Source organism: Rhodococcus wratislaviensis (genome assembly GCF_041228765.1).
Taxonomy (GTDB): Bacteria; Actinomycetota; Actinomycetes; order Mycobacteriales; family Mycobacteriaceae; genus Rhodococcus_F; species Rhodococcus_F wratislaviensis.
In genome coordinates, this window is sequence record NZ_CP150488.1 from 834,292 (window position 1) to 860,000 (window position 25,709).

A 25,709-nucleotide genomic window follows, 5' to 3' on the forward strand; every position below is an offset into this window, starting at 1 on the left:
GTGGCACTGAACAACGGCGCGCTGATCGCCAATCGATACCGCCTGATCCGGCTCATCGCCACGGGCGGAATGGGACAGGTCTGGGAAGCGACGGACAACCGGCTCAACCGTCGTGTCGCGGTGAAGGTGCTGAAGTCCGAGTTCTCGTCCGACCCGGAGTTCGTCGAACGTTTCCGCTTCGAGGCGCGCACCACCGCGCAGCTGAACCATTCCGGCATCGCCGGAATCTACGACTACGGCGAGGTCCGCGACGCCACCGGCGATTCCACCGCCTACCTGGTGATGGAACTCGTCAACGGTGAGCCGCTCAACGCCGTCCTCGCGCGGGTGGGCCGTCTCGCGGTGCCGCACGCCCTGGACATGCTCGAGCAGACCGGCCGGGCGCTGCAGGTGGCGCACGACGCCGGAGTCGTGCACCGCGACGTGAAGCCGGGCAACATCCTGATCACCCCCACCGGTCAGGTGAAGATCACCGACTTCGGCATCGCGAAGGCCGTGGAGAACTCGCCCATCACGCGCACCGGCATGGTGATGGGCACCGCGCAGTACATCGCCCCCGAGCAGGCGCTCGGACAGGACGCGACCGCGGCGAGCGACGTGTACTCCCTCGGCATCGTCGGCTACGAGGCGCTGTCGGGACGGCGTCCGTTCGTCGGCGACGGCGCGATCACGGTCGCGATGAAGCACGTGCAGGAGGCGCCGGCACCGTTGCCGAGCGACCTGCCGCCGAACATCCGCGAACTCATCGACATCACCATCGCGAAGGATCCGAGCACCCGCTACGCCAGTGGCGGAGAGTTCGCCGACGCGGTCGCGGCGGTCCGGGCGGGCAGGCGTCCCCCGCCGCCCGGCGTGTCGGGCACCGGGGCCGCCCGGGTTCTGCCCCCGCCGATGACCGGGGCAACCCAGATGATGCCGCCTTCCCAGACCGCGTACGCGGGACCGGTCACGGGGCAGGTGCCGCCGGACGACTCGAACGGTGACGGCAAGAAGGGCGGGCTGACCAGCGGCCAGAAGGCCGTGGCCTGGGGTGCGGGTGGCCTGCTCCTGCTGGCGGCGATCATCGCGCTCGCGCTCGTCCTGTTCGACGGGGGTGACACGAAGGAACCGACGTCGCCGGCGGTGACCTCGTCGCTGCGGACGATCACGACGACACCGCGGCCGACGACGACCACGACGACCGAGGAACAGACGACCACCACCGAGCCGCCGACATATACGACCACCACCACCGAGCCGCCGACCACGACGACGACCGCCCCGACCACCACGACGACGACAGAGCCGACGACGACTACCACCACCACGACCGCCCCGACCACCACGACGACGACCACGACGACCACGTCGGAGGAGTCAGCTACTCCGACCCCACAAGGACTGCCATGACGACACCGCGCAACCTCTCCTCACGCTACGAGCTGGGTGAGATTCTCGGCTTCGGTGGCATGTCCGAGGTCCACCTCGCCCGTGACGTCCGGCTCAGCCGTGATGTCGCGATCAAGGTCCTGCGCGCCGACCTGGCCCGCGACCCCACGTTCTACCTGCGGTTCCGCCGCGAGGCGCAGAACGCGGCGGCGCTGAACCATCCGGCGATCGTGGCCGTCTACGACACCGGCGAGGCGGAGACCGACGCGGGACCGCTGCCGTACATCGTGATGGAGTACGTCGACGGTGACACGTTGCGGGACATCGTGCGCAGCGAGGGCCCGATGGCACCGCGCCGCGCGATGGAAGTCATCTCGGACGTGTGCGCGGCGCTCGACTTCAGCCACCGCAACGGCATCGTGCACCGCGACGTGAAGCCCGCCAACGTGATGATCAACCGTGCGGGCGCGGTCAAGGTGATGGACTTCGGCATCGCGCGAGCGATCTCCGACGCGTCCAGCCCCATGACGCAGACAGCCGCCGTGATCGGCACCGCCCAGTACCTGTCGCCCGAGCAGGCCCGCGGTGAGCAGGTCGACGCCCGCTCCGACGTTTACTCGCTCGGGTGCGTGCTGTTCGAGATCCTCACCGGCGAACCCCCGTTCAAGGGTGACTCCCCCGTCGCGGTCGCATATCAGCACGTGCGGGAGGACCCGCAGACACCGTCCGCGGTCAACCCGGACATTCCGCGCGAGCTCGACTCGGTGATCCTCAAGGCGATGAGCAAGAACCCCGCCAACCGCTACCAGACCGCCGCGGACATGCGCAGCGACCTGGTCCGGGTGCTCGGCGGGCAGCGCCCCAGCGCGCCGATGGTCATGAGCGACGAGGACCGCACCACGATCCTCGGTGCCGTCGACTCCGGCGCGGGAAACTACCGGCGCCCGCAGTCACCCACCCCGGCCACCGCGTCGAAGACGGACGGCGGTGAGCCCGACAAGAAGAAGAACCCGATGCGGGTGGCGCTGATGGCGCTGGGCGCGCTCATCGTCGTCGGCATCGTCGGCGCGTTCCTGTGGTCCGTGGGACCGGGCTCGAAGGCCGATCAGGTGACCATGCCGGACGTCACGAACCAGGCCGCGGACGACGCCGAGACGACACTGCAGAACCTGGGTTTCCGCGTCGCCCGGCAGCAGAAACCGGACGCCGTCGTGGCGACCGGCAACGTCATCACCACCCGGCCCGTCGGCGGGGTGCAGGTGGACGAGGGCAGCACGATCACCCTCGAGGTGTCGTCGGGCCCCGAACAGGTGAAGGTCCCGCGGCTCGCCGGCCTCACCCAGCAGGAAGCGCAGCAGGAGCTGAACGCGGTCGGACTACGGCTCGACACCGCCGTCGCCCGCGCGCCGTCCGACGTGTCCGACGTCGACAAGGTGATCGAGCAGAACCCGTCCTCCGGGGCGAGCATCTCCCTCGATTCCGAGGTCGCCGTCACGCTGGGCACCGGGCCGGAGCAGATTCGCATCCCGGACGTGACCGGCCAGAAGGTCGAGGTCGCGCAGGCGAACATCGAGGGTGCCGGCTTCAAGGTGCAGATCCAGAACATCGATTCCGGTGTGCCGAAGGGTCAGGTCGTCTCCACCGACCCCGTCGGCGGCTCCTCCGCCGCCAAGGGCGACACGATCCAGATCCGGGTGTCGAACGGCAACAACATCGAGATGCCGGACCTGACGGGCAAGACGGTGTCGCAGGCGCTCGCCGAGCTGCGCAGCGCCGGCTGGAGCGGGTCGTCGGCCTCGCTGAATCAGACGCAGACGTCCACCCTGGACCCGGAGATGGTCGGCAAGATCATCAGCCAGGAACAGCCGCCGGGATCGGAGATCACCAAGAACGGTGTCGTCTCGGTCGGTGTCGGCGCGCTGGGCATCCCGCGGTAGGCGGCTCCGCCGCCTGTGAGTGGTCGAGGAGTCTCTGGACTCGTCAACCACTCACGGGTGCTACGCGCCCAATGCCTGCGCGACCTCGGCCTCGAGGGTGGCGACGAGGGATTCCTTCGGGGCCTCGCCGCAGACGGTGAGCCAGTTGGCGAGCATGCGGTGCCCACCCTCGGTGAGTACGGACTCCGGGTGGAACTGAACGCCGTGGATCGGGAGTTCCCGGTGCCGCATCGCCATGACGATGCCGCTGTCGGTGTGGGCGGTGACCTCGAGTTCGTCCGGGATGGTGTCTTCCAAAACGGTCAGCGAGTGGTAGCGGGTGGCGGTGAACGGGTCGGGCAGACCCGCGAGAACACCCTGGCCGGTGTGGTGGACGACGCTGGTCTTGCCGTGCAGGAGTTCGGGTGCCCGGTCGACGGTGGCGCCGAAGGCGGCCCCGATCGCCTGATGACCGAGACACACCCCGAGTAGCGGTGTCTTGGCGGCGGCGCACGCCGTGACCAGGTCCATCGTCGCACCGGCGCGCTGCGGTGTGCCGGGGCCGGGGCTCAGCAGAATGCCGTCGAATTCGGCCGCTGCCGCCGCGACGGCGTCGGGTCCCGTGAGGTTCGGATCGTCGTTGCGCCAGACCACGGCCCGGGTTCCCAGCTGTCCGAGGTACTGGACCAGGTTGAACACGAAGCTGTCGTAGTTGTCGACGACGAGAATCCTCATGGAAGCAGGGTATTCTGCCCGCTTCCCGCTCTGCACGGCCGGGGACCGTTCAGGTCAGTGCCCCGCGTATCCGGGCACGGTCAACTGGCCGGACGCCGCCTCCGAGTAGCCGAGACCGAACCGCGACGCGTACTGCTTGAACACCCGGATTCCGGGTTCGTTGGCGAGCGCCGCCTCCAGCCGCGCGGGATCCCCGATCGCCGACATCACGTACGGCGGGCTGTAGGTGCGGCCGTGCAGCAGCAGGGTGTTGCCGATGCAGCGCGGCGCCGACGTGTTCACGATTCGCTGGTCCTGCATGCTGATCGCCTCGGCACCGCCCACCCACAGCGCGTTCAGCACACTCTGGACGTCCTGCTGATGGACGACGAGATCGTCCGGCGACGCGTCGACGGGGTATTTGCCGTCCGCGTCGCGGGGGGCGTCGGTGAGCGTGACGGTGACTCCGGGACCGGTCATCGGTGTGAGTCCGGCATCCGTGGCGAGCGCCTTGGAGTCGGCGAGCGCCTGCGCGACACCGCTGTCGGACGCCGCAGCGTCCTGCTGCAGCGACTCGACCTGCGCCGCCAGCCGATCACGGGTCTCGGCCACCTGGTCGGTCTCGGATTGCGCGTTCCGCACGAGGTCGGACAGCCGGGTGGAATCGCCGGCACGAATCTCGTTGCCGTGCGACACCTGACGGGTGGTGGCCACCAGCAGACCGGCCACGAGACACACCACCAGCACCGCGATCCGCCAGAAGATCGACCTGGTCACCGGTGTTTCCGTCCCCTCGTCCTCGCCGCGCGAATCGCGGCTACGTTAGCGTGTACACACGCAGGTATTTCCGAATCTACCTGCCCACATTCCCGTAGAGCCGCACGAACGAGGACGTCATGCCGAAGTCGAAGGTCCGAAAGAAGACCGATTACACGATCAACCCTGCGAGCCGCACCCCGGTGAAGGTGAAGGCCGGCCCCTCGAGCACCCTGTACGTCTCGGTGATGCTCGGGTTCATGCTGGTCGGCCTGGTGTGGCTGCTCGTCTACTACCTGGCCGCCGACCAGCTCGAGTGGATGAACAACCTCGGTGCCTACAACTTCCTCATCGGATTCGGCTTCATGGTGGTCGGTCTGATCATGACGATGCGCTGGCGTTGACGGTCACAATTACACCCATGTCATTCATCCCCAATGTGGACAACCCCTGTGGATAGCCGCAGGTCGAGTGCTGATGTCTGCTGACGAGGCACCGTTGGAGTGGTCGACGCCCCTCGGCGCGGTGATCGCGCTCGCTGCGGGCGGACTCGCGCTGGGGGTCGCGGGACTCGCCGTGTCGACCGAGCCGGCGGGCCGTGTCCTCGTGTGCGTCGCCGCCCTCGGACTGCTGCTGACCGCCGCGTCGGCGCTTCGGCAACGCCCGCGCCTCGCCGTCGACAAGGAGGGCGGGGGGATCGTGGTGAACCGGCTGACCGGCCGCCACGGGTATGCCCGCTCGGAGATCGACCGCGCGCGGCTCGTGCGCTATCCCCGGCTGGGCCGCCGGGTACCGATGCTCGAGATCGACGTGCGCACCGAGGACGGCACCGAACGCCTCCTGATCTTCGGCCGCTGGGATCTCGGCACCAATCCGGAGGACGTGTTCGATGCCCTCGCGGTGCATCGTCTGGTGGGCCGGGGTCAGTAGCCGAAGCTCACGCGCAACTGCAGGGTGCGGACGGCGATGACGGCCAGTGGCACCAGCACCACGACGCCGAGGCAGACCCAGCCGACGATGACGGCCTTCTCCCGGTTGTTCCCGACGCCCAGCAGTTGGGGCCCGTAGAGGATTCCTGCGGTGGCCGCGGCTCCGGCGACCAGGCCGCCGAGATGCCCCCACAGTGAGATGCCCGGGATCGTGATGCTGATGATCACGTTGATAGCGATCACCGAGATCACCGGTGCGGGGCTTCGTCGCAGACGCAGCAGGATGACGGCCTGAGCGCCCATCAGGCCGAAGACGGCGCCCGACGCACCTGCGGTGACCGCGCCGAGTTGGAACAGCATCACCGCGGCGGAACCGCCGAGCAGCGACGCGAAGTACACGCAGGCGTAGCGGGCACGCCCGAGGACCAGTTCGGTGTCGCGGCCGATCACCCACAGCGCGAACATGTTGACGGCCAGGTGAATGATGCCGAAGTGGAGGAATCCGCTGCCGAGCACGCGGACGATCTGCCCGTCCACGACGGCGGGTGGGAACAGAGCCCAGTCCGCGAAGAGCTTCGATCCGGCCTGGTTCTGCATGATGCTGCGGGATTGCGCCGCGGTGATCAGGAAGATGCCGACGTTCGCGGCCATCAGGATGTACGTCACCAGCGGTGTCGCACGCTGCGTGGTCACGGCGCCGGCGACGTTGCGGACCGGCCGGACATCACGCTGCCCGGCGGCGACGCAGTCGACACACTGGTAGCCGACGGCCGCTTCGCGCAGGCATTCGGGGCAGGCGGGACGACCGCACCGATTGCACGACAGTGCAGTGGGGCGATCGGGGTGGCGGACGCACCGCGGCTGGGGCGGAGTGCCCTCGTTCGCGGCACCGCCCCAGCCGGGGTTGGTCATGTGCTGCTGTTCCCTACGCGATGGTGACGCTGTTGATCACGACCGGCTCGAGCGGACGGTCCGCGCGATCGGTGGCGGTGGTGGAGATGGCGTCGACGACCTTCTTCGACTCCTCGTCGACGACCTCACCGAAGATGGTGTGGCGACGGTTGAGGTGCGGCGTCGGGCCGGTGGTGATGAAGAACTGCGAACCGTTGGTTCCCGGGCCTGCGTTCGCCATGGCCAGGATGTATGCGCGGTCGAACTGCAGTTCCGGGTGGAACTCGTCGCCGAACTTGTAGCCCGGGCCACCGGCGCCGGTGCCCGTGGGGTCGCCGCCCTGGATCATGAATCCGTCGATGACGCGGTGGAAGACGGCGCCGTCGTAGAACGGTCCGGAGTCGGTGCCACCGGCGTTGGCGGTGCTGTAGTCCTTCGAACCGTCGGCCAGGCCGACGAAGTTCTCGACGGTCTTGGGCGCGTGGTTGCCGAACAGCGCGATCTTGATGTCGCCGCGGTTGGTGTGCAGCGTTGCGGTTGCGGTCTGATGAGGTGAAGTCACACCACCATGTTGCCATTGTGGGGTTCCGTGTGGTTCCGCCGCGGTGACTCGAGTACTTCGGATCGGTTCGTGCTCGCGGTTCTTGTGACAAAGTGGGGACATGACACGAGCGACGGAGTCCCTCACGAATCTGCTTCCGACCGAACGCGCCGAGACCCTGCAGGAGCAGGTCTCCGAACGAGTCGAGACCGCTCTGGCCCACGTCGAGGATTCGGCTTCCCGCGTCAAGGAATCCGAGGCTGTCGATCAGGCGCGGCGCTACGCACGCGCGGCGGCACTCGCGACGGCCCGCGGTGCCGGCCAGCTCAGTCTGTTCCTCGGCCGTCAAGGGGCTTCGCTGGCCAAGAAGGGCTACGAACGCGCCCGGACCGTACCGGTGAAGAAGGTCGCCCAGGATGTCGTTCGTCCCCTGACCTCGGCCGTAGCACCGGTCGAGGAGAAGAAGTCGCGGAAGGGCCGTCGCGTCGCGATCGTCGTCCTCGTGGGTGCCGCCGTCGCCGGTGGCGCGGTGTTCGTCAAGAGCCGCCGCCGCGAGCAGCCGCGCGTCGCGTCCGCTCCCCCGAACCTGCGCGACCTCGACAGCGCGGACACGCAGGAGCCCACGCCGCCCACGGCGACGAAGCCCCTCACCCCTACTGACCCGTCACTCCCCGGCCAGTAGGGCGCGCGCTCGCTCGGTGTCGCCCGGCGTCCAGCCGGGCGGTTGCAGGATCGCGGCCCACATGTCGACGGCGTCCTCCCCGTAGTTGTGCCCGTGCCCGGGGGGAACGTCCGCCGAGAACACCATGTCGAGGGTGACCTGCCAGAACGTCACGAACGGGATCCACCGCATTCCGGGGTCCACGTCCGGACCGTGGGGCTCGCGTAGCCAGTCGGGGCGGTTCAGCAGGAGGTCGAGCGACCACCAGGTGATGGGGTCGCCGGCGTGCTGCCAGTAGACCACCCGACTGTCGCCCCACGGACCGTCGAGTTCGAGGTCGGCGGGATTTCCGGCGAAGCGTATTCCGGCGCCGTCCTCGATCACCGGGACCCGCTGGAACGACCCGGGGTCGCGGTTCTCGGTTATCCGGGTCCACTGTTCGGTGAAGTTGGGCGTTCCCACCCACAGTGCGCCGTCGACGCGGGCCAGCATGTCCTGGCCCGCGACGAACGCGGCCTGTCCCCCGTACGAGCCGAGGCTCTCGCCGAACACCACCAGCTTCGGCCGCGACTCCTGCGGCAACGCAGCCCATTCGGCGTAGACGGCCTCGAACAGCGCCCTGCCTGCCACCATCGGTGTCTCCCGGTCGGCGATGAACGCGAGTGGGCTGGGGAGGAACGAGTACTGCATCGACGCGATCGCGGTGTCGCCGTCGTTCAGGTACTCGAGCGAGGACGCGACGTCCTGGTTGACCCAGCCGCGACCGGTCGTCGTGGCGACGGCCAGGACCGCGCGGTCGTAGGCGCCGGTGCGTTTCAGTTCGGCCACCACGTGGTGCGCGACCTCCTCGACGGTGTCCGCGGAGTGGCGACCCGCGTACGCGCGGATCGGTGTGAGCGCCGGGCGCCCGGTGAGGGCGGTGATGTCTTCCGCCGACGGACCACCGGCGACGAAGGTGCGCCCCTCCTTGCCCAGTGAATCCCAGGGTTCCGCCGAGTCCGGTGAGCCCGACCGTTCCGGCGCGGTGGGCTGGGTGACGCCGGCGGCCGTGTCGTGGTCGGCGGCGGCGAGGCTGCCGTTGGCGAGGGCGAGCAGGCCCGCGTAGAGGGCGCCGTTGACGACGAAGAAGAGGACGGCGACCAGTACGACGACGCTCGCGATCTTCGCGACCGGCGCGGGTACGTAGCGCAATCCGACGGCGGTCAATCGCCGTGCGGCACTGCGGAGTCCCCTCCCGGCGGCCAGCAGCAGTGCCGCGACGGCGAACGAGATCACGAGGATCAGCAGGTAGTAGGTGCGGTTCGCGCGATCGGTGCCGACCAGATCGCGGACGATCTGCTGCCACCACGACCCCAGCACCAGGAAGGTGGGAACGAGGATCACGGCGGCCCCCAGCAGAACCCACCACCCGATCCGACGGGCCTTCGGTGAGTAGTGCGGTTCGACCCCGCACTTACGCACCACCCAGGCGACGAAGCAGCCGACGGCGTAGCCGGTGGCCAGGCTGATGCCCGTCGCCACCGCCTGCAGATACCACGGCCGGGGCAGCAGCGACGGCGTCATCGACCACACGAAGAACAGCAACGCGAACGCGAGGCCGACGGGGTGGAGCGACCGTGCGTAGCGCACGGACCCGTCCCGCAGTCGGGAGGGAACGGAAGGCGCTGTCTCCGGCATCTGCGAATCCTAGGTGGACAACCGTCCTGGTGTCCTGTCTTCGTTTCACGGCTTGTACCAGGGGTATCCCGCAGGCAGATGCGCACCAGCGCGAGGATCCGTTCCGAGGAGCAGACATGACCGCCAGACGTATCGTCCATCGCATCGCCGCCGTCACCTTTCCGATCGCCGCCGCCGCGGCTGTGCTGACGGCCGGCCCCGCCGGCGCCGACCCACCCCACCCGTTGGGCGGGCCGGCCCTGACCATCGGCTGTCCGAACCAGGGCAGCCTGATGTCGTTGACGGCGCTCACCGGACAGTCCGGGCCGGAGGCGTCACCGCCCATCGCCGACGGCGACATCCGCTTCGAGTCACGCCCCGCCGCGCCACCGATCCCGGCAGCCGCGCAGGTCACCGTGGCCTGGGTCAACACCGACAGCGGACGTTCGGGGATCGTGAACCTCGGCGGCGTCTACCCCTTCCTGTCCGCGACGGTGAACACCGGCGTCGGGAACGTGGTGGCGACGGCGTTCGGATCGATCAACTTCGGAAGCAGCCCGATCTGCCAGGCGAACCCGGCCATCGGCACGTTCATTGCGTGAGTTCGGCCGTGTTGCAGCCGAACCGGCGTCGATAGTCGGCGGGCGCGACGCCGACCACCCGGTTGAAGTGGTGCCGCAGCAGGGCACCGGACCCGAAACCGCTGCGTCTCGAGATCGCCTCGAGACCGAGGTCGGTGCCCTCGAGTAGCTGCTGCGCGTAGAGGACCCGCTGTGTCGTCAGCCACTTGACGGGGGTGGTGCCCGTCTCGGCCGCGAATTTGCGGGCGAACGTGCGCGTCGACATGGACGAGCGGGTCGCGAGCTCGTCGACCGTGTGTGGCAACTCGAGATTTTCGCTCATCCACGCCATCGTCTCGCTGAGGCTGTCCGACGTGCACGCGACCACCGGCTGCTCGATGAACTGGCGCTGTCCCCCGTCGCGTTGCGGCGGAACGACCATCCTGCGGGCGATCGTGTTGGCGACGGTGGAACCGAGCTCGCGGCGGACCACGTGCAGGCACGCGTCGATGCCTGCCGCGGTACCCGCACTGGTGACGAGGTTGCCCTCGTCGACGAACAGGACGTCGGGGTCGACGACCGCAGTCGGGAACCGGGTGGCCAGTTCGTCGACGTACTCCCAGTGGGTGGTGCATTTGCGCCCGTCCAGCAGTCCGGCCTCGCCGAGCAGGAAGGCACCCGAGCACAGGCTGAGGACGATGGCACCGGCATCCGCCGCGGCGCGCACCGCGTCGAGCGCCTCCACCGGGAAGTCGGACTGCGCACCCGGCGGCGGGACCACGACGAGATCGGCGTCGCGCAGGGAATCCAGCCCATAGTCGGCAGACAGCGTCAGCCCCGGCGTGATCGACGCGAGCGGTTCGCCGGGACGGATCCCGCAGATGCGGAAGTCGAACGGGGGAACCCCGTGTTCGGTGCGTTCGATTCCGAACACTTCACAGACCACCCCGAACTCGAACATCGAGACACGATCGAGGAGGAGCGTCGCGACCTTGGAGATCATGCCCCCAGTCTAGTTGGCGACATCTTGTCGGACCATGTCGAAACGGCCAGTCAGTCGCGGACCGGCCCGCAGATCGACACGAGCGCACGCGCCAGCGTGGCCTGATGCAGTGGGTCGAGACGCTGTTCGGCCGCCACCGCGACCGCGGCGTCGACGAGAGCGGGCACGCAATCCGGGCCGGCGAGCACGGCCTCTTGGTCGCGCAGCTGCAGCAGGATGTCCGTGTTCTGGCGGTCGATCACCGGACGGACCTGCGTCAGGTCCGGCCGGACGGTCGGCGCAGCGCCGGGTGCGACGCTCCACCAGCCGAAGAGAGCGCGCTGCACCTCTTTGTTGGCCTCGATCTGATCCCGGAAGATCTGCTGCACCCGCACCGCGCTCAGGCCCTCGTCGGCGGCCTGCGCCGCGACCGCACCCAGGACCTGCGCCTCGCGCGCGGGATCGTCGATCGGTGACGGCGTGCCCCACTTGGCCGCCGCCACCGCGTCCGCCGTCGCGAGGCGCAGGGAGACCGCCAGGGCGATCGGTTGGAGTGGACGGGTCTGCGCACTCGCGGGCGCGGCACCGCCGGCGATCAGCATTCCGAGCATCACCGCGGCGGCGGCCACGCGGCGGGCGAGTGCGGGCCGGACCGTGGTCATGGTGCGAGTGTAGGGCCGGTCAGTCGTCCAGCCCCGCGACTCCGCGTTTCCAGTATCCGGTGAACAGCGAATCCATCCGGTCCCGGCTCCACGCGCGCAGAGGCTTGATGTCATTCGCCTCTCCTGCCGCGAACAGGAACGAGCGGCCGTCGGGCAGCGCGAGCGACTGCACCGTCGACGCCAGGGCGGACTCGCTGCCGTCGCGGACGAGCCACGTGACGTCCAGGTTCTCGCGCACGGCCAGCGGGTAGCCGTGCTCGACGTCGTCGTCGGTCTCGATGACGACGTGCGCCGAGACGTCCGCGGGGGACTCGTCGAGCCACCGCGCGACCGCCGGAAGCGCAGTGGAATCGACCGCGAAGACGTAGTGGTCGAAATTGTGGGCGAATGCCTTCGCACCGGGCGGTCCGGCGATGGTCACGTCGTCGCCGATCGCGACCGTCGTCGCCCAGGACGATGCGAGACCGCCGTCGTGCAGCACGAAGTCCAGGTCGAGTTCGCGGGTGTCGGCGTCGTAGCGGCGGACGGTGTATTTCCGCGTGGTCGGGAGCGGTCGCGGCCAGTCGAGCATCATCGCGTCGTTCACCACCGGCACGCGGCGGGTCCCGTCCGGATCGGGGAACACGATCTTGACGTGATCGTCGGCCTGATAGGTGTGGAACCCGTCGAGGCCGGGGCCCCCGATCGTCAGACGCAGCATGCGGGGTGTGACGTACTCGCGTGCACGGACCGTGACCGTGCGGACTCCGATCGGGTAGCCGATGCGTGCGGTTCCCTCGCCGGTCCGGTGGTGGGAAGCGACGCGGCTGCGCGGGTCGAGGCGTTCACGGGCTCCGGGATCGAGTGCGGTCATGAAGTAAGGGTAACCTCACCCGTTCCAGCCCCGCACAGCAGTGTGCCCCGGACTCTTCCGAATCCGGGGCACACTGTTCTGTATTCGTACTTGTGGAGCCTAGGAGATTCGAACTCCTGACATCTGCCTTGCAAAGGCAGCGCTCTACCAACTGAGCTAAGGCCCCGTTACCTCGTGCCACACCTCGTTGCCGCGAAGCAACTTGGTCAGTCCGATTGCCACCAGCACTCCGGCTCCCACGAACAGGAGGACCTTCATGCGAATGACCTTTCACCGGCACCAGGAGTGGGCCTAGGAGGACTTGAACCTCCGACCTCTTCGTTATCAGCGAAGCGCTCTAACCGCCTGAGCTATAGGCCCCTGAAGTCTGGAAACTCATCTCGCGCAGTTCCCTGAACCGAGTCGGAAGATTACCCCACCGGACCGGCAACTACCAAAACCGGTCCGGCGAGACGCTCTTTTCCCAGCTCAGCCCCCGTCGTTTTCCGCGTTCAGTCCCGGTCGGCGAGCGTCACTTCGACGCCCCCGACGAGGTCGGAACACAGGTTGTAGATGAACGCGCCGATCGTCGCCAGTGCGGTGAACAACACCATGTTCGCGAGACCGATGACGGCGGCGTATCCGAAGACCTGCCCGGCCGTCACGAGCCCGTCAGAGCTCGACTCGGCGACGATATCGGTGAATGCGTTGTTCAGCCGGTCCCACACGCCCATCCCGTCCAGGACGACGTACAGCAGACCGACGGCCACCATCCACACGAAGAACAGCGACACCGAGATGACGGACGAGATCTTCAGCGTCGACCACGGATCGATCTTGCGGACCTGCACCGTCGCCCGGAGAGCCTCACCCTCCTCGACCCGCTGCGGAGCCACGGCGATCTTCGGCTGCTGGCCCGTGGCCGTTGCCGCCCCGGGCAAGGGGTGCTTGGCCTCGGACAGGTCCGGCATGTCCTTGGGGAGCACGTCCCGGTTGATGTGCCGGGTGGGTCCGTCGATCGCGGACGCCTTCGCCTTCGCGGCCTCCCGCTGACCCACGGCACCGGCCGCGGCTGCACCGGACACCGCGCCGACCGCTGCCGTGGCCGCAGTCGAGGACGGTGTGCGATCGGACCCCTGCTTGGGTGCGGGCTGACCCTTCGCCGGCGACGACGGGTTCTGCGCGGGCGCCTTCTGTGTGGGCACCGCCTGGGTGGGAGCACCCGAGTTCTGCGCGCCCTGGGGTCGCTGACCCGGCGCCTGCGTCTTCTGCGTCGGAGCGGTCTGCGGCTTCTGGACGTCCTGGCTTCCAGGAGCCTTCGCTGCCGCGGCACCCGAGCCGTTGGCCGCGCTCGGCTGGCCCTCCGGGCGCGGAGCCTGCTTGGCACCGGCCCCGCCCTGCACGGGACGCTTCAGGTTGGTCTGCGGCTCACGCTGCATTCCCCGCTGCCACGGCGGAGCCTGATTTCCCCGGATGGACTCGGTGGGAGCACCGCCCGCGGGAGCCCGGTTGCCGGGCGCCTGCTGAGGCGGGCCCTGATGCCCGGGAGCCTGCTGATTCGGAGCGTGACCCTGCTGCGGCGGCACGGACCGCCCCTGCGGGGTCTGCGTGCGCGGACCCTGATGCTGGGGCGTCGACGGCGACCGGGCCGGATCGGCCGGAGCCTGCCGATCCGGTCTCGCGTCGGGAGCACCGCCCGGCCGGGCAGCCGGCCCCGCCTGAGCGGGACCACGACCGGCGGACGCCTGCGGCCCCTGCGGCGCGGAACCCGGCTGCGGGTTCGGTCGCGCCGACCCGTTCTCGGGAGTGCGGGAGGCCTGCTGCTCGGATTTCGCCTGATTGGCGGAACCCGGGTTCTGCCGGTCACTGCCTGGCTGGTTGGGAGTGCTCACTAGGACTCCTTAGCTCCTTTGCCGCTGCTCTCGGCGTTGTCGTCGGGTTCATCGGGTTCGTCGGCATTGCGCGCGATCGCGAGCAGGGTGTCGCCTTCCCCGAGGTTCATCAAACGAACGCCCTTGGTCTGCCGACCGGCCTTGCGGACCTGCTTGGCGGCGGTGCGGATGACGCCACCGCCCGACGTGATCGCGTAGAGCTCGTCGTCGTCGTTCACGATGAGCGCTCCGACCAGGGTGCCACGTTTCCTGTCGTATTGAATCGTGAGTACACCCTTTCCGCCGCGACCCTGGACCGGGTAGTCCTCCATGCCGGTGCGCTTCGAGTAGCCACCCGACGTCGCCACCAGCAGATAGGTGCCTTCGCGCACGACGTTCAGCGACAGCAGTTCGTCGTCGCCGTTGAACCGCATGCCCTGGACACCGGACGTGGCGCGGCCCATCGGACGCAGCGCCTCGTCGGTGGCGGAGAAGCGGATCGACTGTCCCTGCGCGGAGACGAGCAGCAGGTCGTCGTCGGAGGAGCAGAGCACCGCCCCGACCAGTTCGTCCTCGCCGCGCAGGTTGATGGCGACGATGCCGCCGCTGCGGTTCGAGTCGAAGTCGGTGAGCTTGGACTTCTTCACCAGACCGTTGCGGGTGGCGAGAACCAGGTAGGGCGCGTCCTCGTACGTCTTGATCTGGATGACGCTCTGGATGCGCTCGTCGGGCTGGAACGCGAGCAGGTTCGCCACGTGCTGGCCGCGGGCCGTGCGGCTCGCCTCCGGCAGCTCGTACGCCTTGGCCCGGTACACGCGGCCCTTCGTGGTGAAGAACAGCAGCCAGTCGTGCGTGGAGCTGACGAAGAAGTGGGAGACGATGTCGTCCTGCTTCAGCCCGGCACCCTGCACGCCCTTGCCGCCGCGCTTCTGCGAGCGGTACAGGTCGGTCTTGGTGCGCTTGGCGTAGCCGGTCTCGGTGATCGTGACGACGACGTCCTCGCGGGCGATCAGATCCTCGTCGGCCACGTCGCCGTCGGCCGCGATGATGCGGGTGCGGCGGTCGTCGCCGTGCTTGTCGACGATCTCCTTGAGCTCGTCGCGGACGATCCGGCGCTGACGCTCGGGCTTCTCGAGGATGTCCTTGAGGTCGGCGATCTCCCGCTCGATCTCGGCGAGTTCGTCGATGATCTTCTGACGCTCGAGGGCGGCGAGGCGGCGCAGCTGCATCGCGAGGATCGCGTCGGCCTGGATCTCGTCGACAGTGAGGAGCTCGATCAGGCCGGCCCGCGCGATGTCGACGGTCTGCGACGCCCGGATCAGCGCGATGACCTCGTCGAGGGCGTCGAGGGCCTTGACCAGTCCGCGCAGGATGTGAGCGCGTTCCTCGGCCTTGCGGAGCAGGTACTCGGTGCGCCTGCGGATGACCTCGACCTGGTGGGCGACGTAGAGCCGGATCATCTGGTCGAGACGCAGGGTGCGCGGCACGCCGTCGACGATGGACAGCATGTTGCAGCCGAAACTGGTCTGCAGCTGGGTGTGCTTGTACAGGTTGTTGAGCACGACCTTCGCGACCGCGTCACGCTTGACGGTGACGACGATGCGCATACCCGCGCGGTCCGAGGACTCGTCGTGGATGTCGGAGATGCCGGCGATCTTCGCGTCGCGCACCTGCTCGGCGATCGACGTGATCAGGTTGTCCGGGTTCACCTGGTACGGCAGTTCGGTGATGACGATCGTGGTGCGCCCCTTGGCGTCCTCCTCGATCTCCACCACACCGCGCATGCGGACCGAACCGCGTCCGGTGGTGTAGGCGTCGTGGATGCCCTGGCCTCCGACGATCAGGCCGTGCGTCGGAAAGTCGGGTCCCTTCACACGTTCCATGACCGCGGTGAGGGTGGACTCCTCGTCGGCTTCCCAGTTCTCCAGCGCCCAGTAGATGGCCTCGGCGACCTCGCGCAGGTTGTGCGGCGGGATGTTGGTGGCCATACCGACGGCGATGCCGCCGGAACCATTGATCAACAGGTTGGGGATACGGCTGGGGAGAACTGACGGTTCCTGTGTACGACCGTCGTAGTTCGGCGTGAAATCGACCGTCTCGTGGTCGATCTCACGCAGCATTTCCATTGCCAGCGGAGTGAGCCGGCACTCGGTGTATCGCATGGCGGCGGCGCCGTCGTTGCCGCGGGAACCGAAGTTGCCCTGGCCGTCGACGAGCGGGTACCGCAGCGACCACGGCTGGGCCATGCGGACGAGCGTGTCGTAGATCGAGGCGTCACCGTGGGGGTGGTAGTTGCCCATCGTCTCGGCGACCGGTCGCGCAGACTTCACATAACCGCGATCGGGCCGGTAACCGTTGTCGTACATCGCGTACAGAACGCGGCGGTGCACCGGCTTGAGGCCGTCGCGCACGTCGGGCAGCGCACGACCCACGATCACGCTCATCGCGTAATCGATGTAGCTGCTCTGCATCTCCTGCTGAATGTCGACGGGCTCGATGCGGTCGTGCCCCGGTCCCTCCGGCGGCAACGTTGTGTCAGTCATGAGCTCCTTCTTCTACTCGGCTTGACGTCTCCTCGCGGACTCGCGGTCCTGCACGACGTCGCGCAACCACCCGAGTCTATAGGTGCAGGTCAGCTGTGAGGGTGAAGGACTCGGGTGCGCTCATGAATCGGTGCCGCAGGAGTCGTCCGATCTACTGGAGTTCGAGCTCCCTGCCCTGGGTTTCGGCGGCGAGGGATTCGGCGGCGAGCATGTCGGCCTCGAGTTCCAGCTCGGCGGCCACGCGGTCGGGCGCCATCAGCAGGGCGGTGATCGGGATCGTGACCACGAGCATGCCCAGCACGAAGACGGGGAACAGGATCGAGAACACCTCGAGCCCGTCCGGGCGCGCCACGGCGGGGTCGACGGTGACGCTCAGCCCGAACACGCCGGTGTAGTGCATGGCCACCAGTCCGGCCGCAACGACCACCGACGCCACGAGTCGCAGCGTGCGGGACTCGAGGGCGGAGATCGACCACATGATTCCGGCGCCGACGACCAGGCCGATCACAGCCGACGCCGCCGTCAGCAGGATGTCGGTGTCCACCGAACCCTGGATCTCGAGGGACGAGACGATGGCGAGGTCCATTCCGGTGAAGCCGACGCCGAGGAGCACCGCACCGCCGGCGAGGCGGCCGATCTCCACCGACGCGCTCGGCAGCCGGTGTTTCGTCGGCGGCGGGCTGATGATCAGCAACGCCACCGCGGCGGCCGCCACGGGCACCACGAACGAGACCGCGATCCACAGGACGTCGTAGCGCACCACGCTGCCGTAGACCTCGAACCCGACCATCGCGATGTAGTGCGGCAGCCAGGCGCCGATGCCGCCGATGGACAACGCGCCCCAGGCCAGCCAGAGGTACCGCTGCCTCGGGTTCGGCGCGGTCACCGCCTTGCGGGCGCTGGCGATACCGACGAACACGCCGATGAACGACGTGACCGCGGCGAGGGCGACGATCCACGTCCCCATGGAGAAGTGCTGCAACTCGTCCGACATGTTTCGAATCCTCAGTACGCGGCCGTGTGGAGCTTGGTCAGTGCGTATTCGGTGATCGCGACCAGGGCGCGTTTCGCCGATTCCCGGTCACGCGCGTCGATCGGGATGATCGGCACGTCCTCGGAGATCGCGAGGGCCGCGCGGATGTCCTCGATGGGGTAGCGCGGGGCGTCGTCGAATTCGTTGATCGCGACGAGGAACGGCAGTTGCCGGGCCTCGAAGAAGTCGACGGCCGCGAAGCTCTCGTCCAACCGGCGGGTGTCGATCAGGACGATCGCGCCGATCGCACCGCGGATCAGGTCGTCCCACATGAACCAGAACCTGTGCTGACCGGGGGTACCGAACAGGTACAGCACCAGGTCGTCGGCCAGGCTGATGCGACCGAAGTCCATGGCGACGGTGGTCGTGCCCTTCTGCGGTGTCGCAGCCAGGTTGTCGACGCCGTCGCTGGCGTTGGTCACGAGCGCCTCGGTGCGCAGCGGGACGATCTCGGAGACAGCCCCCACCAGCGTGGTCTTGCCGACGCCGAACCCGCCGGCGATCACGATCTTGGTCGAGGTCACCCGATTGCGGGGATCAGATTTCGCGAAGTCCACTGAGGACCCTTTCGATGAGTTCACGACGTTCGGAGTCGGTCGAGTCTTCCTTCAGGGTGGCCAGGATCTGGAGATGACCGGCCTCGACCAGGTCGGCGACCAGGACGCGTGCCACTCCGAGGGGTACGCCCACCCGGGCGGCGATCTCGGCGACCGAAGGCGACTGCTTGCACAACGCGACGATCGCCGCGTTGACGTCGTCGAGTTCCCACTGCCGGTCCACCGACTGCGGCAGTGCCTGAATCAGTGCTTCGAGCGCGAGCTCGACCGCAGGCCGGGTCCGGCCCGACGTCAGCGAGTACGGGCGCACGATGTTCGGGCCCGGCTGCTCCGAGTGGTGGTCGTTCATGGGCATGGGCTGGTCAGAGACCCTGCGGAGTGCGGGCCGTGGCCTGCACCGATGCGCCGACGCGGTCGACCAGGATCGCCATCTCGTAGCCGACCTGTCCGATGTCGCACTCGGCGTCCGTGAGGGTCGCCAGATGCGAGCCGTCGCCGACGCTCATGAGCAGCAGGTACCCGTGCTGCATCTCGACCACCGACTGCAGCACCCCGCCGCCCTCGAACAACCGGGACACACCGGCCGACAGGCTGGCCAGCCCCGACGTGACCGCGGCCAGCTGCTCGGCCCGGTCGATCGGGAGATGGGCGCTGGCTGCCATCAGGAGACCGTCCGCGGACACGAGCACGGCGTGGGAGACACCGGGCACGTCACTGGCGAAGTTCGACACCAACCAGTCGAGCGGTCGCGTGACGTCGGATCCATGAGCGGTGTTCATCGGTCTCCTTCAATGCTGTTACGTTCCGCGAGCCTCGTGGCCCTGCCGTTTCGGACGCCCTGCTGGTGACGACTGAGATTGGCGCGAATTGTCTCAGGGTCACGCACCCGGCGCAGTGTCCCCGTATTGTGCGCGCCTTCGACCGTGCCGGGAACCAGTCGGTCGCCGGGACGCCGCTTGGGCAGTCCGATCTCCGGGTCGACCTCGACGGGAGTCTCGCTGACCCGTTCCGCGGCGGACCATCCGGCGTCGCCGGCGGAATGCCAGACGCCGGGTGCGCCTTCGGCGCCGGTCGGATCGGTCAGCCAGTCGGACACCATGTCGGAGAAGATCGGGGTGCCGCCGGGCCGGGGTGTGGCCTCGGCCGGTGGCGGATCGATCCGCGACTGGAAGAACGACGCGGTCTTCGCCGGGTTGGTGCGGTAGCGGTGCCGGACCGGTGCCTGGTCGTCGCCGTTCGACGACGGGGGCGCCGGCTGTTCCGCGGTCCGGTTCTCGCTGCGGTTCTCGCTGCGGGGTGCGTGCGGTGCGTGCTGCGGCTGCGATTCCGCCGGTGCGGTCTCCGAGGTCGCCGCCTGCGGCCGCCGCACGGGCAGCTTCGGCATCGCCCCGGATCCCCGGACGTTGACAGTGTCCTGGGACTGCGCGGCCGGAGCACCGGCCGGCGATCCCGCGCCGGCCGCGATGCCACTGGCACCGGGCTGACGACGGGGCAGGCTCGTGCCCGACGCCGTCGTCACCGCGCCCGCAGGTGCCGGGCTCGGTGCGGGCGGAGGCGTGGACGGGGTGCGGGTCGGCAGTCCGTTGCGGGTCGCCGGCTGCTGCTGTCCGTTGTCCTTGCGCTGTGCCGGGGCCGCGGGTGCGGGGATGGCGGTCCGGACCGGTGCCGCGGGGATCTTCCGCTGCGGTCCCGTGTCCTGCCGGGCGGCCTGCGACACGATCAGCGCATTCGGGATGTGGATGCTCACGGTCACACCCGGGTTCCGGGCGGTGTCGAACGTCGACCGCAGGCGAACGGTCAGACCGTGACGCTTCGCGAGCCGGCTCACGACGAACAGACCCATGTGGCGGGCCGTCTCCGGACCGACCTCACCACCCGACGCCAGGCGTTCGTTGACGGCGCGCATGTCGTCGGACGGGATACCGATGCCGCGGTCCGCGATCTCGAGGAGCACCCCGCCGTCGACGGCGCGAGCGAAGCTGAACGTCACCACCGTGTCGGGCGGCGAAGCGCGCAGCGAGTTGTCGACGAGTTCGGCGAGCAGGTGCACGACGTCCGTGACGACGGTGCCGCTGAGCGCGCCTTCGGGGGTCGCGCCCATCTGGACACGCTGGTAGTCCTCGACCTCGGAGATCGCGGCACGCAGCACGTCACCCAGCGGGATCGGCGCTGCCTGCGAACGACGCACCCGGGTGCCGGCGAGAATCAGCAGGTTCTCACCGTTCCGCCGCATACGCGCGGCCAGGTGGTCGAGCCGGAACAGGCTCTCGAGCCGCTTCGGGTCCTTCTCCTCGAACTCGAGATTCTCGATCAGGCCGAGCTGCTGGTCGACGAGGGACTTGCTTCGGCGCGCGAGCGTTTCGAACATGTCGTTGATCTGCAGGCGCAGTTGCGCCTGCTCGCCGGCGAGCTTGAGTGCCTGTCCGTGGATGTCGTCCACGGCGCGGGCGAGCTGGCCGATCTCCTCGGAGGAGTGCACGGCCACCGGCTCGAACGACAGTGCCCGCGGATCGTCACTGGCCTTGATCTGCTCGATCGCCTCCGGGAGGTCGCGGCGAGCAGCCTTCAGCGCGCCGTACCGCAGGCGGCGGATCGGACCGATCAGCGACCGCGACACGAGGAGCGCGAGGACGAGGGCGGCGAGCAGGGTTCCGAGGACGATCGCCGTGTCACGCAGCGCCGCGGACCGGGTCTCGGCTGCGCGGACCTGCACGGTGGACGCGATGTCCTTCGCCGCTTCGCTGGTCAGCTCCTGGTAGACGTCACGGCTCGCGATGAGCGAGGAGCGCAACTGCAGGATGGGCAGCATCCCGCCGCGCGCCGCGTCCGCCAGGCCCTGGTCGATGAGGGCGTTGCGGTCGTTGATGTTGTTTCGCAGCGTCTCGAGACGGGCATCCCCCTTGGGGTAGTACCGGTCGAGGACGTCGAGGAGGCTCGATTCGGCGCCGGCGGCCGCGACGACGGCCGAGGTGGGAATGTCGCCCGTGCGGGCCTTCTCCCGTCCGTCGGGACCGGCGTAGACGTCCTTCACGATCACGAGGCCCATGGCCTGTTCGAACAGACGCCGCTGCGCCTGCCACGCGTTGGTCAGCTGGTAACCCTTGTCGACGACTTCGCTGTCTTCGATGGGACGGACGATGTCGTCCACTTCGCGGATGAAGTCCGCGGCGAACGCGCGCTGGCGTTCCGCGAGCAGGTCGGTGGCGACACCCGGGGAATCCATCAGATTCAGGAGGGCGCGGCCGTCCGAGACGGTCTGGTTGATGGAACTCGCGACGGCGGGATCCAGTTCGGGGTTCCGGGCCTGCTCGGACACGTCGTTCATCAGGGCTTCCGCGTCCTCGCGGTCCTGCTTGGTGAGGGTGCCCGAGGCGTAACCACTGGTCACGGTACCCATCGAGGCTTCGAGGGCCACGATGTCCGGGACGACGACGATCTGGTCGGCCGCCTCGGTGAAGTGGACGGCGTTACTCAGCTCGCCCTGCACACGGAGCCCGCCGAGCACCATGGCGACGGTGACGGGAACTGCGAGAACCGCGGTGACCTTCCACCGCAGGCCCCAGCCCTCGATATCCCAGAACTTTGCCCGGGGCGGCGAATCGTCGCTCATCCCACGCTTCCTTTCCAACCACTCATAGCTTGTCGCTCTGTGCTCGTGACCGCGTCTGCGGCGGGACAGTCGTACCGGCCCGGACGACACGCGTCGACAGAGGAAAGTGATCGATCAGTTGCGCTGTGCGCAGCGCTGCCCGACGCACCGATTTCCGAATGTAACGAGTTCATCACATCCCCATGGGGAACGTTCTTACCACAGAAATTCCCCGATCCTTACTTCTAAGTAACATGCGCACCACCGATCCCAGACGTTGCCGTCGCGGGGTGGATCAGCGGACCAGGCTACACAGAATCGCGGTTCACAGTCGAGGACGGATTTCTGCGTGACCCGGTCCCGCAACCGGCCCAGACGGGTGCAGCCACCGGGGTCTTCCGACCGCCGGTGGCTGCATGACATCCGTAATCTCTTGTGCCGGATACCTAGACGTCGAGGAAGCGGACGTCCTTGGCGTTGCGGGTGATGAAGCTACGCCGGGCCTCGACGTCCTCACCCATGAGAACGCTGAACAGCTCGTCGGCTGCGGCCGCGTCGTCCAGCGTCACCAGACGCAGGACGCGCACCGTCGGATCCATCGTGGTCTCCCACAGTTCCTTGGCGTTCATCTCGCCGAGACCTTTGTAACGCTGGATGCCGTCGTCCTTATTGATCTTCTTGCCGGACTCGAGGCCCGCCTTGACCAGGACGTCGCGCTCGCGGTCGGAGTACGCGAACTCCGGGTCGCTGCGCTGCCACTTCAGCTTGTACAGCGGGGGCTGCGCCAGATAGACGTGACCGTGCTCGACGAGCGGCCGCATGAAGCGGAACAGCAGCGTGAGCAGCAGCGTTGCGATGTGCTGGCCGTCGACGTCGGCGTCGGCCATCAGCACGATCTTGTGGTACCGCAGCTTCGCGATGTCGAACTCGTCGTGGATGCCCGTGCCGAACGCGGTGATGATCGACTGGACTTCCGTGTTCTTCAGCACACGGTCGATGCGTGCCTTCTCGACGTTGATGATCTTTCCGCGCAGCGGCAGGATCGCCTGGTACATCGAGTCGCGGCCGGACTTGGCCGAGCCGCCTGCGGAGTCGCCCTCCACGATGTAGATCTCGGACTTGCTCGGATCGTTGGATCGGCAGTCGGCGAGCTTGCCAGGCAGACCGCCGAGGTCGGTGGCGCTCTTGCGGCGCACCAGTTCGCGGGCCTTGCGGGCGGCGACGCGGGCCTGTGCCGACGACACCGCCTTGTTCACGATGGTCTTCGCGTCGGCCGGATTCGCTTCGAACCAGTGCGACAGGTGCTCGTTGCTCGCCTTCTGGACGAACGACCGGACCTCGGTGTTGCCGAGCTTCGTCTTCGTCTGACCCTCGAACTGCGGTTCACCAACCTTCACGGAGATGATCGCCGCGAGGCCCTCTCGGATGTCGTCTCCGGTGAGCTTCGGGTCCTTCTCCTTGAGGAGCTTCTTGTCGAGCGCGTACTTGTTGACCGTCGCCGTCAGAGCGGACCGGAATCCCTCTTCGTGGGTACCGCCCTCGTGGGTGTTGATGGTGTTCGCGAACGTGTGGACCGACTCCGAGTAGCCGGAGTTCCACTGCATCGCGATCTCGAGTTCGTGGCCGGTGCCCTTCGCGGTGAAACCGACGACGGAATTGTGGATCGGCTGCTTCGTGCGGTTGATGTGCCGCACGTAGTCCTCGAGGCCACCCGGGTAGTGGTAGACGCGGGTCTTCACCTTGTGCACGGCAGGCGCATCCGCCTCGGCCGACTCGTCCTCGGCGGTCTTCGGCGCGTCGGCGACCTGGCTGACGACCTCTTCGGTGACCTCGGCGTCGCTGACGCGCTCGTCGGTGAGGGTGATGGTCAGGCCCTTGTTGAGGAAGGCCATCTCCTGGAGGCGGCGCGCGACCGTCTCGAAGCTGTAGACCGTGGTCTCGAAGATGTTCGGGTCGGCCCAGAACGTGACCGTGGTGCCCGTCTCCTTGGTGGCCTCACCCTTGACGAGTTCACCCGGCTTCGAGTCGGTGTACGTCTGGTTCCACTGGAAGCCGTCGCGCTTGATGTCGACGTCGAGCCTGGTGGACAGCGCGTTGACGACGGAGATACCGACACCGTGCAGACCGCCGGACACGGCGTAGGAGTCGGAGTCGAACTTGCCACCGGCGTGGAGCTGGGTGAGGACGACCTCGACGGTGGGGACACCGGAGGCGTGCATCCCGACGGGGATGCCTCGACCGTCGTCGACGACCTTGACGCCACCGTCTTCGAGAAGGGTGATCTCGACCTTGCTGGCGTGGCCGGCCATGGCCTCGTCGACGGAGTTGTCGACGACTTCCCAGATCAAATGGTGGAGACCGCGTTCACCGGTGGAACCGATGTACATACCCGGTCGCTTACGAACGGCTTCGAGTCCCTCGAGGACGGTGATGGAAGAAGCGCCGTAGTCCTTGCTGGAGGTGCTTTTGTCTGACTTCTGGGCAGCCACGGGTGGGTAGCTCTCCTTCTCCGTCCAATGCCCGACGCAGGCGCCCACCGCCCTGGTCGGGCACGCGGGAGACGAGAATCGGGAATCTTGCCGCTAGTTACCTCGGCCATCTTACTGGTACGTCTGGCCCAGGAGCGGGCTATGACACCCCTGAGCGCCCCGTAGACGAATTTTCAGGGCGTCTCGGGAGTGAAAACCTACGCCGAAGCGCTTTCGGACGGGCCGTCCGAGAGTTCGGCCCGCTGCCGGTCCTCGACGTCCAGCACGAATTCCGCGGCGAGTTGCGCGACGTCCTCGGCGTGGGAGATCGGCGACCAGTGCCCGGCATCCACCTCTCGACGGCGCAGGTCGGGCGCCCATTTCTCGGTGTCCTCGTAGCCGACGGGCCGCACCGCCTTGTCGTTCTTGTTCAGGATCAGCTGGACGGGGACGTCGGTGTACCGCTCGCGCGGCCTCAGCAGACTCGTCCGGATGTTGGCGCGGTACAGCTTGAGACCGTTCATCATGTCGTTCGCCAGCGTCGGCGCCGGACGCACCAGCGTGGGGTCGAGGCGGTCGAAGAACTTCAGGAACGCAGGCCAGTGCCGGGAGAACCACAGCCGCAGCGGCAGCGTCGCCAGGCCCGGAATCTGGAACAGGACGGTGTACCCGGACGCGACGGCCTGCGCGAGCGGCCCCCCGAAGCTGCGGTCCGAGAGGCGACGGCGCATCCACTTGCCGAGGTGATCGAGGTTGGGTCCCGAGACCGAGGTGAACGACGCGATCCGCGCGCGGGCTCCCGGTTCGCACACCGCCTCCCATGCCTCCACCGATCCCCAGTCGTGCGCCAGGACGTGCACGGGCCGGCCCGGGCTCACGGCGTCGATCACCGCGAACAGGTCGCCGGCCAGGGCCGGCAGCCGGTAGTCCTCGACCCTGGTGGGCACGGTGCTCCGGCCTGCGCCGCGGCTGTCGTAACTGACCACATGGAACCGCTCCGTCAGGAACGGCACCACCCGGCTCCACAGGTCGTGGGTGTCGGGCCAGCCGTGCACCAGCACGATCGTCTCGCCGTCGGGGTTGCCCTCCTCGAACACAGCGAGTTGGACGGAACCGTTGGTGATCCGCCGGGCGGTACCGGATGCGGATGGAGTCATGGTGGGTCCTCTGGTCGTGCGGG

General features: G+C 68.1%; 23 protein-coding genes and 2 tRNA genes. 6 read left to right on the forward strand and 19 right to left on the reverse strand.

Going from position 1 to position 25,709, the window contains the following annotated elements; translation table 11 throughout:
• Positions 1 to 1,389 (forward strand): protein kinase, encoded by a 1,389-nt coding sequence (locus WKC72_RS03805; protein ID WP_112300314.1) that lies wholly within the window; start codon positions 1 to 3, stop codon positions 1,387 to 1,389.
• Positions 1,386 to 3,305 (forward strand): Stk1 family PASTA domain-containing Ser/Thr kinase, encoded by a 1,920-nt coding sequence (pknB, locus tag WKC72_RS03810; protein ID WP_037234994.1) that lies wholly within the window; start codon positions 1,386 to 1,388, stop codon positions 3,303 to 3,305. Before WKC72_RS03805 ends, pknB begins: the two co-directional genes overlap by 4 nt.
• A gap of 60 nt (positions 3,306 to 3,365) precedes the next feature.
• Here the strand turns inward: pknB and WKC72_RS03815 are convergent, their stop codons facing one another.
• Both WKC72_RS03815 and WKC72_RS03820 read right to left on the reverse strand, forming a co-directional pair.
• Positions 3,366 to 4,019, reverse strand: coding sequence for an aminodeoxychorismate/anthranilate synthase component II (locus WKC72_RS03815; RefSeq protein ID WP_112300312.1), 654 nt, complete (start codon positions 4,017 to 4,019; stop codon positions 3,366 to 3,368).
• Positions 4,020 to 4,073: 54 nt separating this feature from the next.
• Entirely contained in the window at positions 4,074 to 4,775 is a 702-nt protein-coding gene (locus WKC72_RS03820; RefSeq protein WP_037234988.1) for a DUF881 domain-containing protein, read from the reverse strand.
• 119 nt (positions 4,776 to 4,894) lie between these two features.
• Between WKC72_RS03820 and crgA the strand changes: the two genes are divergently transcribed.
• The gene (crgA, locus tag WKC72_RS03825) at positions 4,895 to 5,158 is read left to right on the forward strand and encodes a cell division protein CrgA (protein ID WP_005249082.1); all 264 of its coding nucleotides are present in this window, start codon (positions 4,895 to 4,897) and stop codon (positions 5,156 to 5,158) included.
• A gap of 67 nt (positions 5,159 to 5,225) precedes the next feature.
• The gene (locus WKC72_RS03830) at positions 5,226 to 5,684 is read left to right on the forward strand and encodes a PH domain-containing protein (RefSeq protein WP_081792442.1); all 459 of its coding nucleotides are present in this window, start codon (positions 5,226 to 5,228) and stop codon (positions 5,682 to 5,684) included.
• On the opposite strand, the gene WKC72_RS03835 is transcribed toward WKC72_RS03830, so the two are convergent.
• Together WKC72_RS03835 and WKC72_RS03840 are read right to left on the reverse strand one after the other, a co-directional pair.
• Positions 5,678 to 6,595 (reverse strand): rhomboid family intramembrane serine protease, encoded by a 918-nt coding sequence (locus tag WKC72_RS03835; protein WP_128640509.1) that lies wholly within the window; start codon positions 6,593 to 6,595, stop codon positions 5,678 to 5,680. The genes WKC72_RS03830 and WKC72_RS03835 overlap by 7 nt on opposite strands.
• 13 nt (positions 6,596 to 6,608) lie before the next feature.
• A complete protein-coding gene (locus tag WKC72_RS03840; protein ID WP_025431550.1) occupies positions 6,609 to 7,136 on the reverse strand; it encodes a peptidylprolyl isomerase in 528 nt (175 codons plus the stop codon).
• 100 nt (positions 7,137 to 7,236) lie between these two features.
• Between WKC72_RS03840 and WKC72_RS03845 the strand changes: the two genes are divergently transcribed.
• A complete protein-coding gene (locus WKC72_RS03845) occupies positions 7,237 to 7,797 on the forward strand; it encodes a hypothetical protein (RefSeq protein ID WP_370181794.1) in 561 nt (186 codons plus the stop codon).
• On the opposite strand, the gene WKC72_RS03850 is transcribed toward WKC72_RS03845, so the two are convergent.
• Positions 7,780 to 9,453 (reverse strand): alpha/beta hydrolase, encoded by a 1,674-nt coding sequence (locus WKC72_RS03850; RefSeq protein WP_370181795.1) that lies wholly within the window; start codon positions 9,451 to 9,453, stop codon positions 7,780 to 7,782. The genes WKC72_RS03845 and WKC72_RS03850 overlap by 18 nt on opposite strands.
• A gap of 116 nt (positions 9,454 to 9,569) precedes the next feature.
• Between WKC72_RS03850 and WKC72_RS03855 the strand changes: the two genes are divergently transcribed.
• On the forward strand, positions 9,570 to 10,034 hold the full coding sequence (locus WKC72_RS03855; RefSeq protein WP_370181796.1) for a hypothetical protein: 465 nt from the start codon (positions 9,570 to 9,572) through the stop codon (positions 10,032 to 10,034).
• On the opposite strand, the gene WKC72_RS03860 is transcribed toward WKC72_RS03855, so the two are convergent.
• The 14 genes from WKC72_RS03860 to WKC72_RS03925 form a co-directional block, all read right to left on the reverse strand.
• Entirely contained in the window at positions 10,024 to 10,995 is a 972-nt protein-coding gene (locus tag WKC72_RS03860) for a helix-turn-helix domain-containing protein (RefSeq protein WP_370181797.1), read from the reverse strand. The two genes, WKC72_RS03855 and WKC72_RS03860, sit on opposite strands and share 11 nt — an antisense overlap.
• Before the next feature lie 50 nt (positions 10,996 to 11,045).
• The gene (locus tag WKC72_RS03865) at positions 11,046 to 11,636 is read right to left on the reverse strand and encodes a chorismate mutase (protein ID WP_037234969.1); all 591 of its coding nucleotides are present in this window, start codon (positions 11,634 to 11,636) and stop codon (positions 11,046 to 11,048) included.
• Between the two features lie 19 nt (positions 11,637 to 11,655).
• Positions 11,656 to 12,489 carry a siderophore-interacting protein gene (locus tag WKC72_RS03870; protein ID WP_037234966.1) on the reverse strand — a complete coding sequence of 278 codons (834 nt, stop codon included), beginning with the start codon at positions 12,487 to 12,489 and terminating at the stop codon, positions 11,656 to 11,658.
• Positions 12,490 to 12,582: 93 nt separating this feature from the next.
• Positions 12,583 to 12,655: transfer RNA gene (locus WKC72_RS03875), tRNA-Ala, on the reverse strand.
• A 120-nt stretch (positions 12,656 to 12,775) separates the two neighbouring features.
• Positions 12,776 to 12,849, reverse strand: a tRNA-Ile gene (locus WKC72_RS03880).
• A 131-nt stretch (positions 12,850 to 12,980) separates the two neighbouring features.
• The gene (locus WKC72_RS03885; RefSeq protein ID WP_037234964.1) at positions 12,981 to 14,360 is read right to left on the reverse strand and encodes a DUF3566 domain-containing protein; all 1,380 of its coding nucleotides are present in this window, start codon (positions 14,358 to 14,360) and stop codon (positions 12,981 to 12,983) included.
• Positions 14,360 to 16,882 carry a DNA gyrase subunit A gene (gene gyrA / locus WKC72_RS03890; RefSeq protein WP_005249092.1) on the reverse strand — a complete coding sequence of 841 codons (2,523 nt, stop codon included), beginning with the start codon at positions 16,880 to 16,882 and terminating at the stop codon, positions 14,360 to 14,362. Before gyrA ends, WKC72_RS03885 begins: the two co-directional genes overlap by 1 nt.
• A gap of 151 nt (positions 16,883 to 17,033) precedes the next feature.
• Entirely contained in the window at positions 17,034 to 17,876 is an 843-nt protein-coding gene (locus WKC72_RS03895; RefSeq protein WP_037234962.1) for an MHYT domain-containing protein, read from the reverse strand.
• Between the two features lie 11 nt (positions 17,877 to 17,887).
• Positions 17,888 to 18,439 carry an ATP/GTP-binding protein gene (locus tag WKC72_RS03900; RefSeq protein ID WP_005249094.1) on the reverse strand — a complete coding sequence of 184 codons (552 nt, stop codon included), beginning with the start codon at positions 18,437 to 18,439 and terminating at the stop codon, positions 17,888 to 17,890.
• Positions 18,440 to 18,452: 13 nt separating this feature from the next.
• The gene (locus WKC72_RS03905) at positions 18,453 to 18,827 is read right to left on the reverse strand and encodes a DUF742 domain-containing protein (protein ID WP_370181801.1); all 375 of its coding nucleotides are present in this window, start codon (positions 18,825 to 18,827) and stop codon (positions 18,453 to 18,455) included.
• Between the two features lie 7 nt (positions 18,828 to 18,834).
• Positions 18,835 to 19,251, reverse strand: a complete 417-nt coding sequence (locus WKC72_RS03910) for a roadblock/LC7 domain-containing protein (protein WP_005249096.1) — start codon at positions 19,249 to 19,251, stop codon at positions 18,835 to 18,837.
• A complete protein-coding gene (locus WKC72_RS03915) occupies positions 19,248 to 22,082 on the reverse strand; it encodes an ATP-binding protein (protein WP_370181803.1) in 2,835 nt (944 codons plus the stop codon). The genes WKC72_RS03910 and WKC72_RS03915 overlap by 4 nt, the downstream gene beginning before the upstream one ends.
• 425 nt (positions 22,083 to 22,507) lie before the next feature.
• Positions 22,508 to 24,550 (reverse strand): DNA topoisomerase (ATP-hydrolyzing) subunit B, encoded by a 2,043-nt coding sequence (gene gyrB / locus WKC72_RS03920; protein WP_037234957.1) that lies wholly within the window; start codon positions 24,548 to 24,550, stop codon positions 22,508 to 22,510.
• Between the two features lie 197 nt (positions 24,551 to 24,747).
• The gene (locus WKC72_RS03925; RefSeq protein ID WP_370181804.1) at positions 24,748 to 25,686 is read right to left on the reverse strand and encodes an alpha/beta fold hydrolase; all 939 of its coding nucleotides are present in this window, start codon (positions 25,684 to 25,686) and stop codon (positions 24,748 to 24,750) included.
• Positions 25,687 to 25,709: the final 23 nt, after the last annotated feature.

Coding starts and splice junctions, on each gene's coding strand:
- pknB (WP_037234994.1), top strand. CDS start 1,386: ATGACGACACCGCGCAACCTCTCCTCACGCTACGAGCTGGGTGAGATT.
- WKC72_RS03815 (WP_112300312.1), bottom strand. CDS start 4,019: ATGAGGATTCTCGTCGTCGACAACTACGACAGCTTCGTGTTCAACCTG.
- crgA (WP_005249082.1), top strand. CDS start 4,895: ATGCCGAAGTCGAAGGTCCGAAAGAAGACCGATTACACGATCAACCCT.
- WKC72_RS03835 (WP_128640509.1), bottom strand. CDS start 6,595: ATGACCAACCCCGGCTGGGGCGGTGCCGCGAACGAGGGCACTCCGCCC.
- WKC72_RS03845 (WP_370181794.1), top strand. CDS start 7,237: ATGACACGAGCGACGGAGTCCCTCACGAATCTGCTTCCGACCGAACGC.
- WKC72_RS03850 (WP_370181795.1), bottom strand. CDS start 9,453: ATGCCGGAGACAGCGCCTTCCGTTCCCTCCCGACTGCGGGACGGGTCC.
- WKC72_RS03855 (WP_370181796.1), top strand. CDS start 9,570: ATGACCGCCAGACGTATCGTCCATCGCATCGCCGCCGTCACCTTTCCG.
- WKC72_RS03860 (WP_370181797.1), bottom strand. CDS start 10,995: ATGATCTCCAAGGTCGCGACGCTCCTCCTCGATCGTGTCTCGATGTTC.
- WKC72_RS03865 (WP_037234969.1), bottom strand. CDS start 11,636: ATGACCACGGTCCGGCCCGCACTCGCCCGCCGCGTGGCCGCCGCCGCG.
- WKC72_RS03870 (WP_037234966.1), bottom strand. CDS start 12,489: ATGACCGCACTCGATCCCGGAGCCCGTGAACGCCTCGACCCGCGCAGC.
- gyrA (WP_005249092.1), bottom strand. CDS start 16,882: ATGACTGACACAACGTTGCCGCCGGAGGGACCGGGGCACGACCGCATC.
- WKC72_RS03895 (WP_037234962.1), bottom strand. CDS start 17,876: ATGTCGGACGAGTTGCAGCACTTCTCCATGGGGACGTGGATCGTCGCC.
- WKC72_RS03905 (WP_370181801.1), bottom strand. CDS start 18,827: ATGCCCATGAACGACCACCACTCGGAGCAGCCGGGCCCGAACATCGTG.
- WKC72_RS03910 (WP_005249096.1), bottom strand. CDS start 19,251: ATGAACACCGCTCATGGATCCGACGTCACGCGACCGCTCGACTGGTTG.
- WKC72_RS03915 (WP_370181803.1), bottom strand. CDS start 22,082: ATGAGCGACGATTCGCCGCCCCGGGCAAAGTTCTGGGATATCGAGGGC.
- WKC72_RS03925 (WP_370181804.1), bottom strand. CDS start 25,686: ATGACTCCATCCGCATCCGGTACCGCCCGGCGGATCACCAACGGTTCC.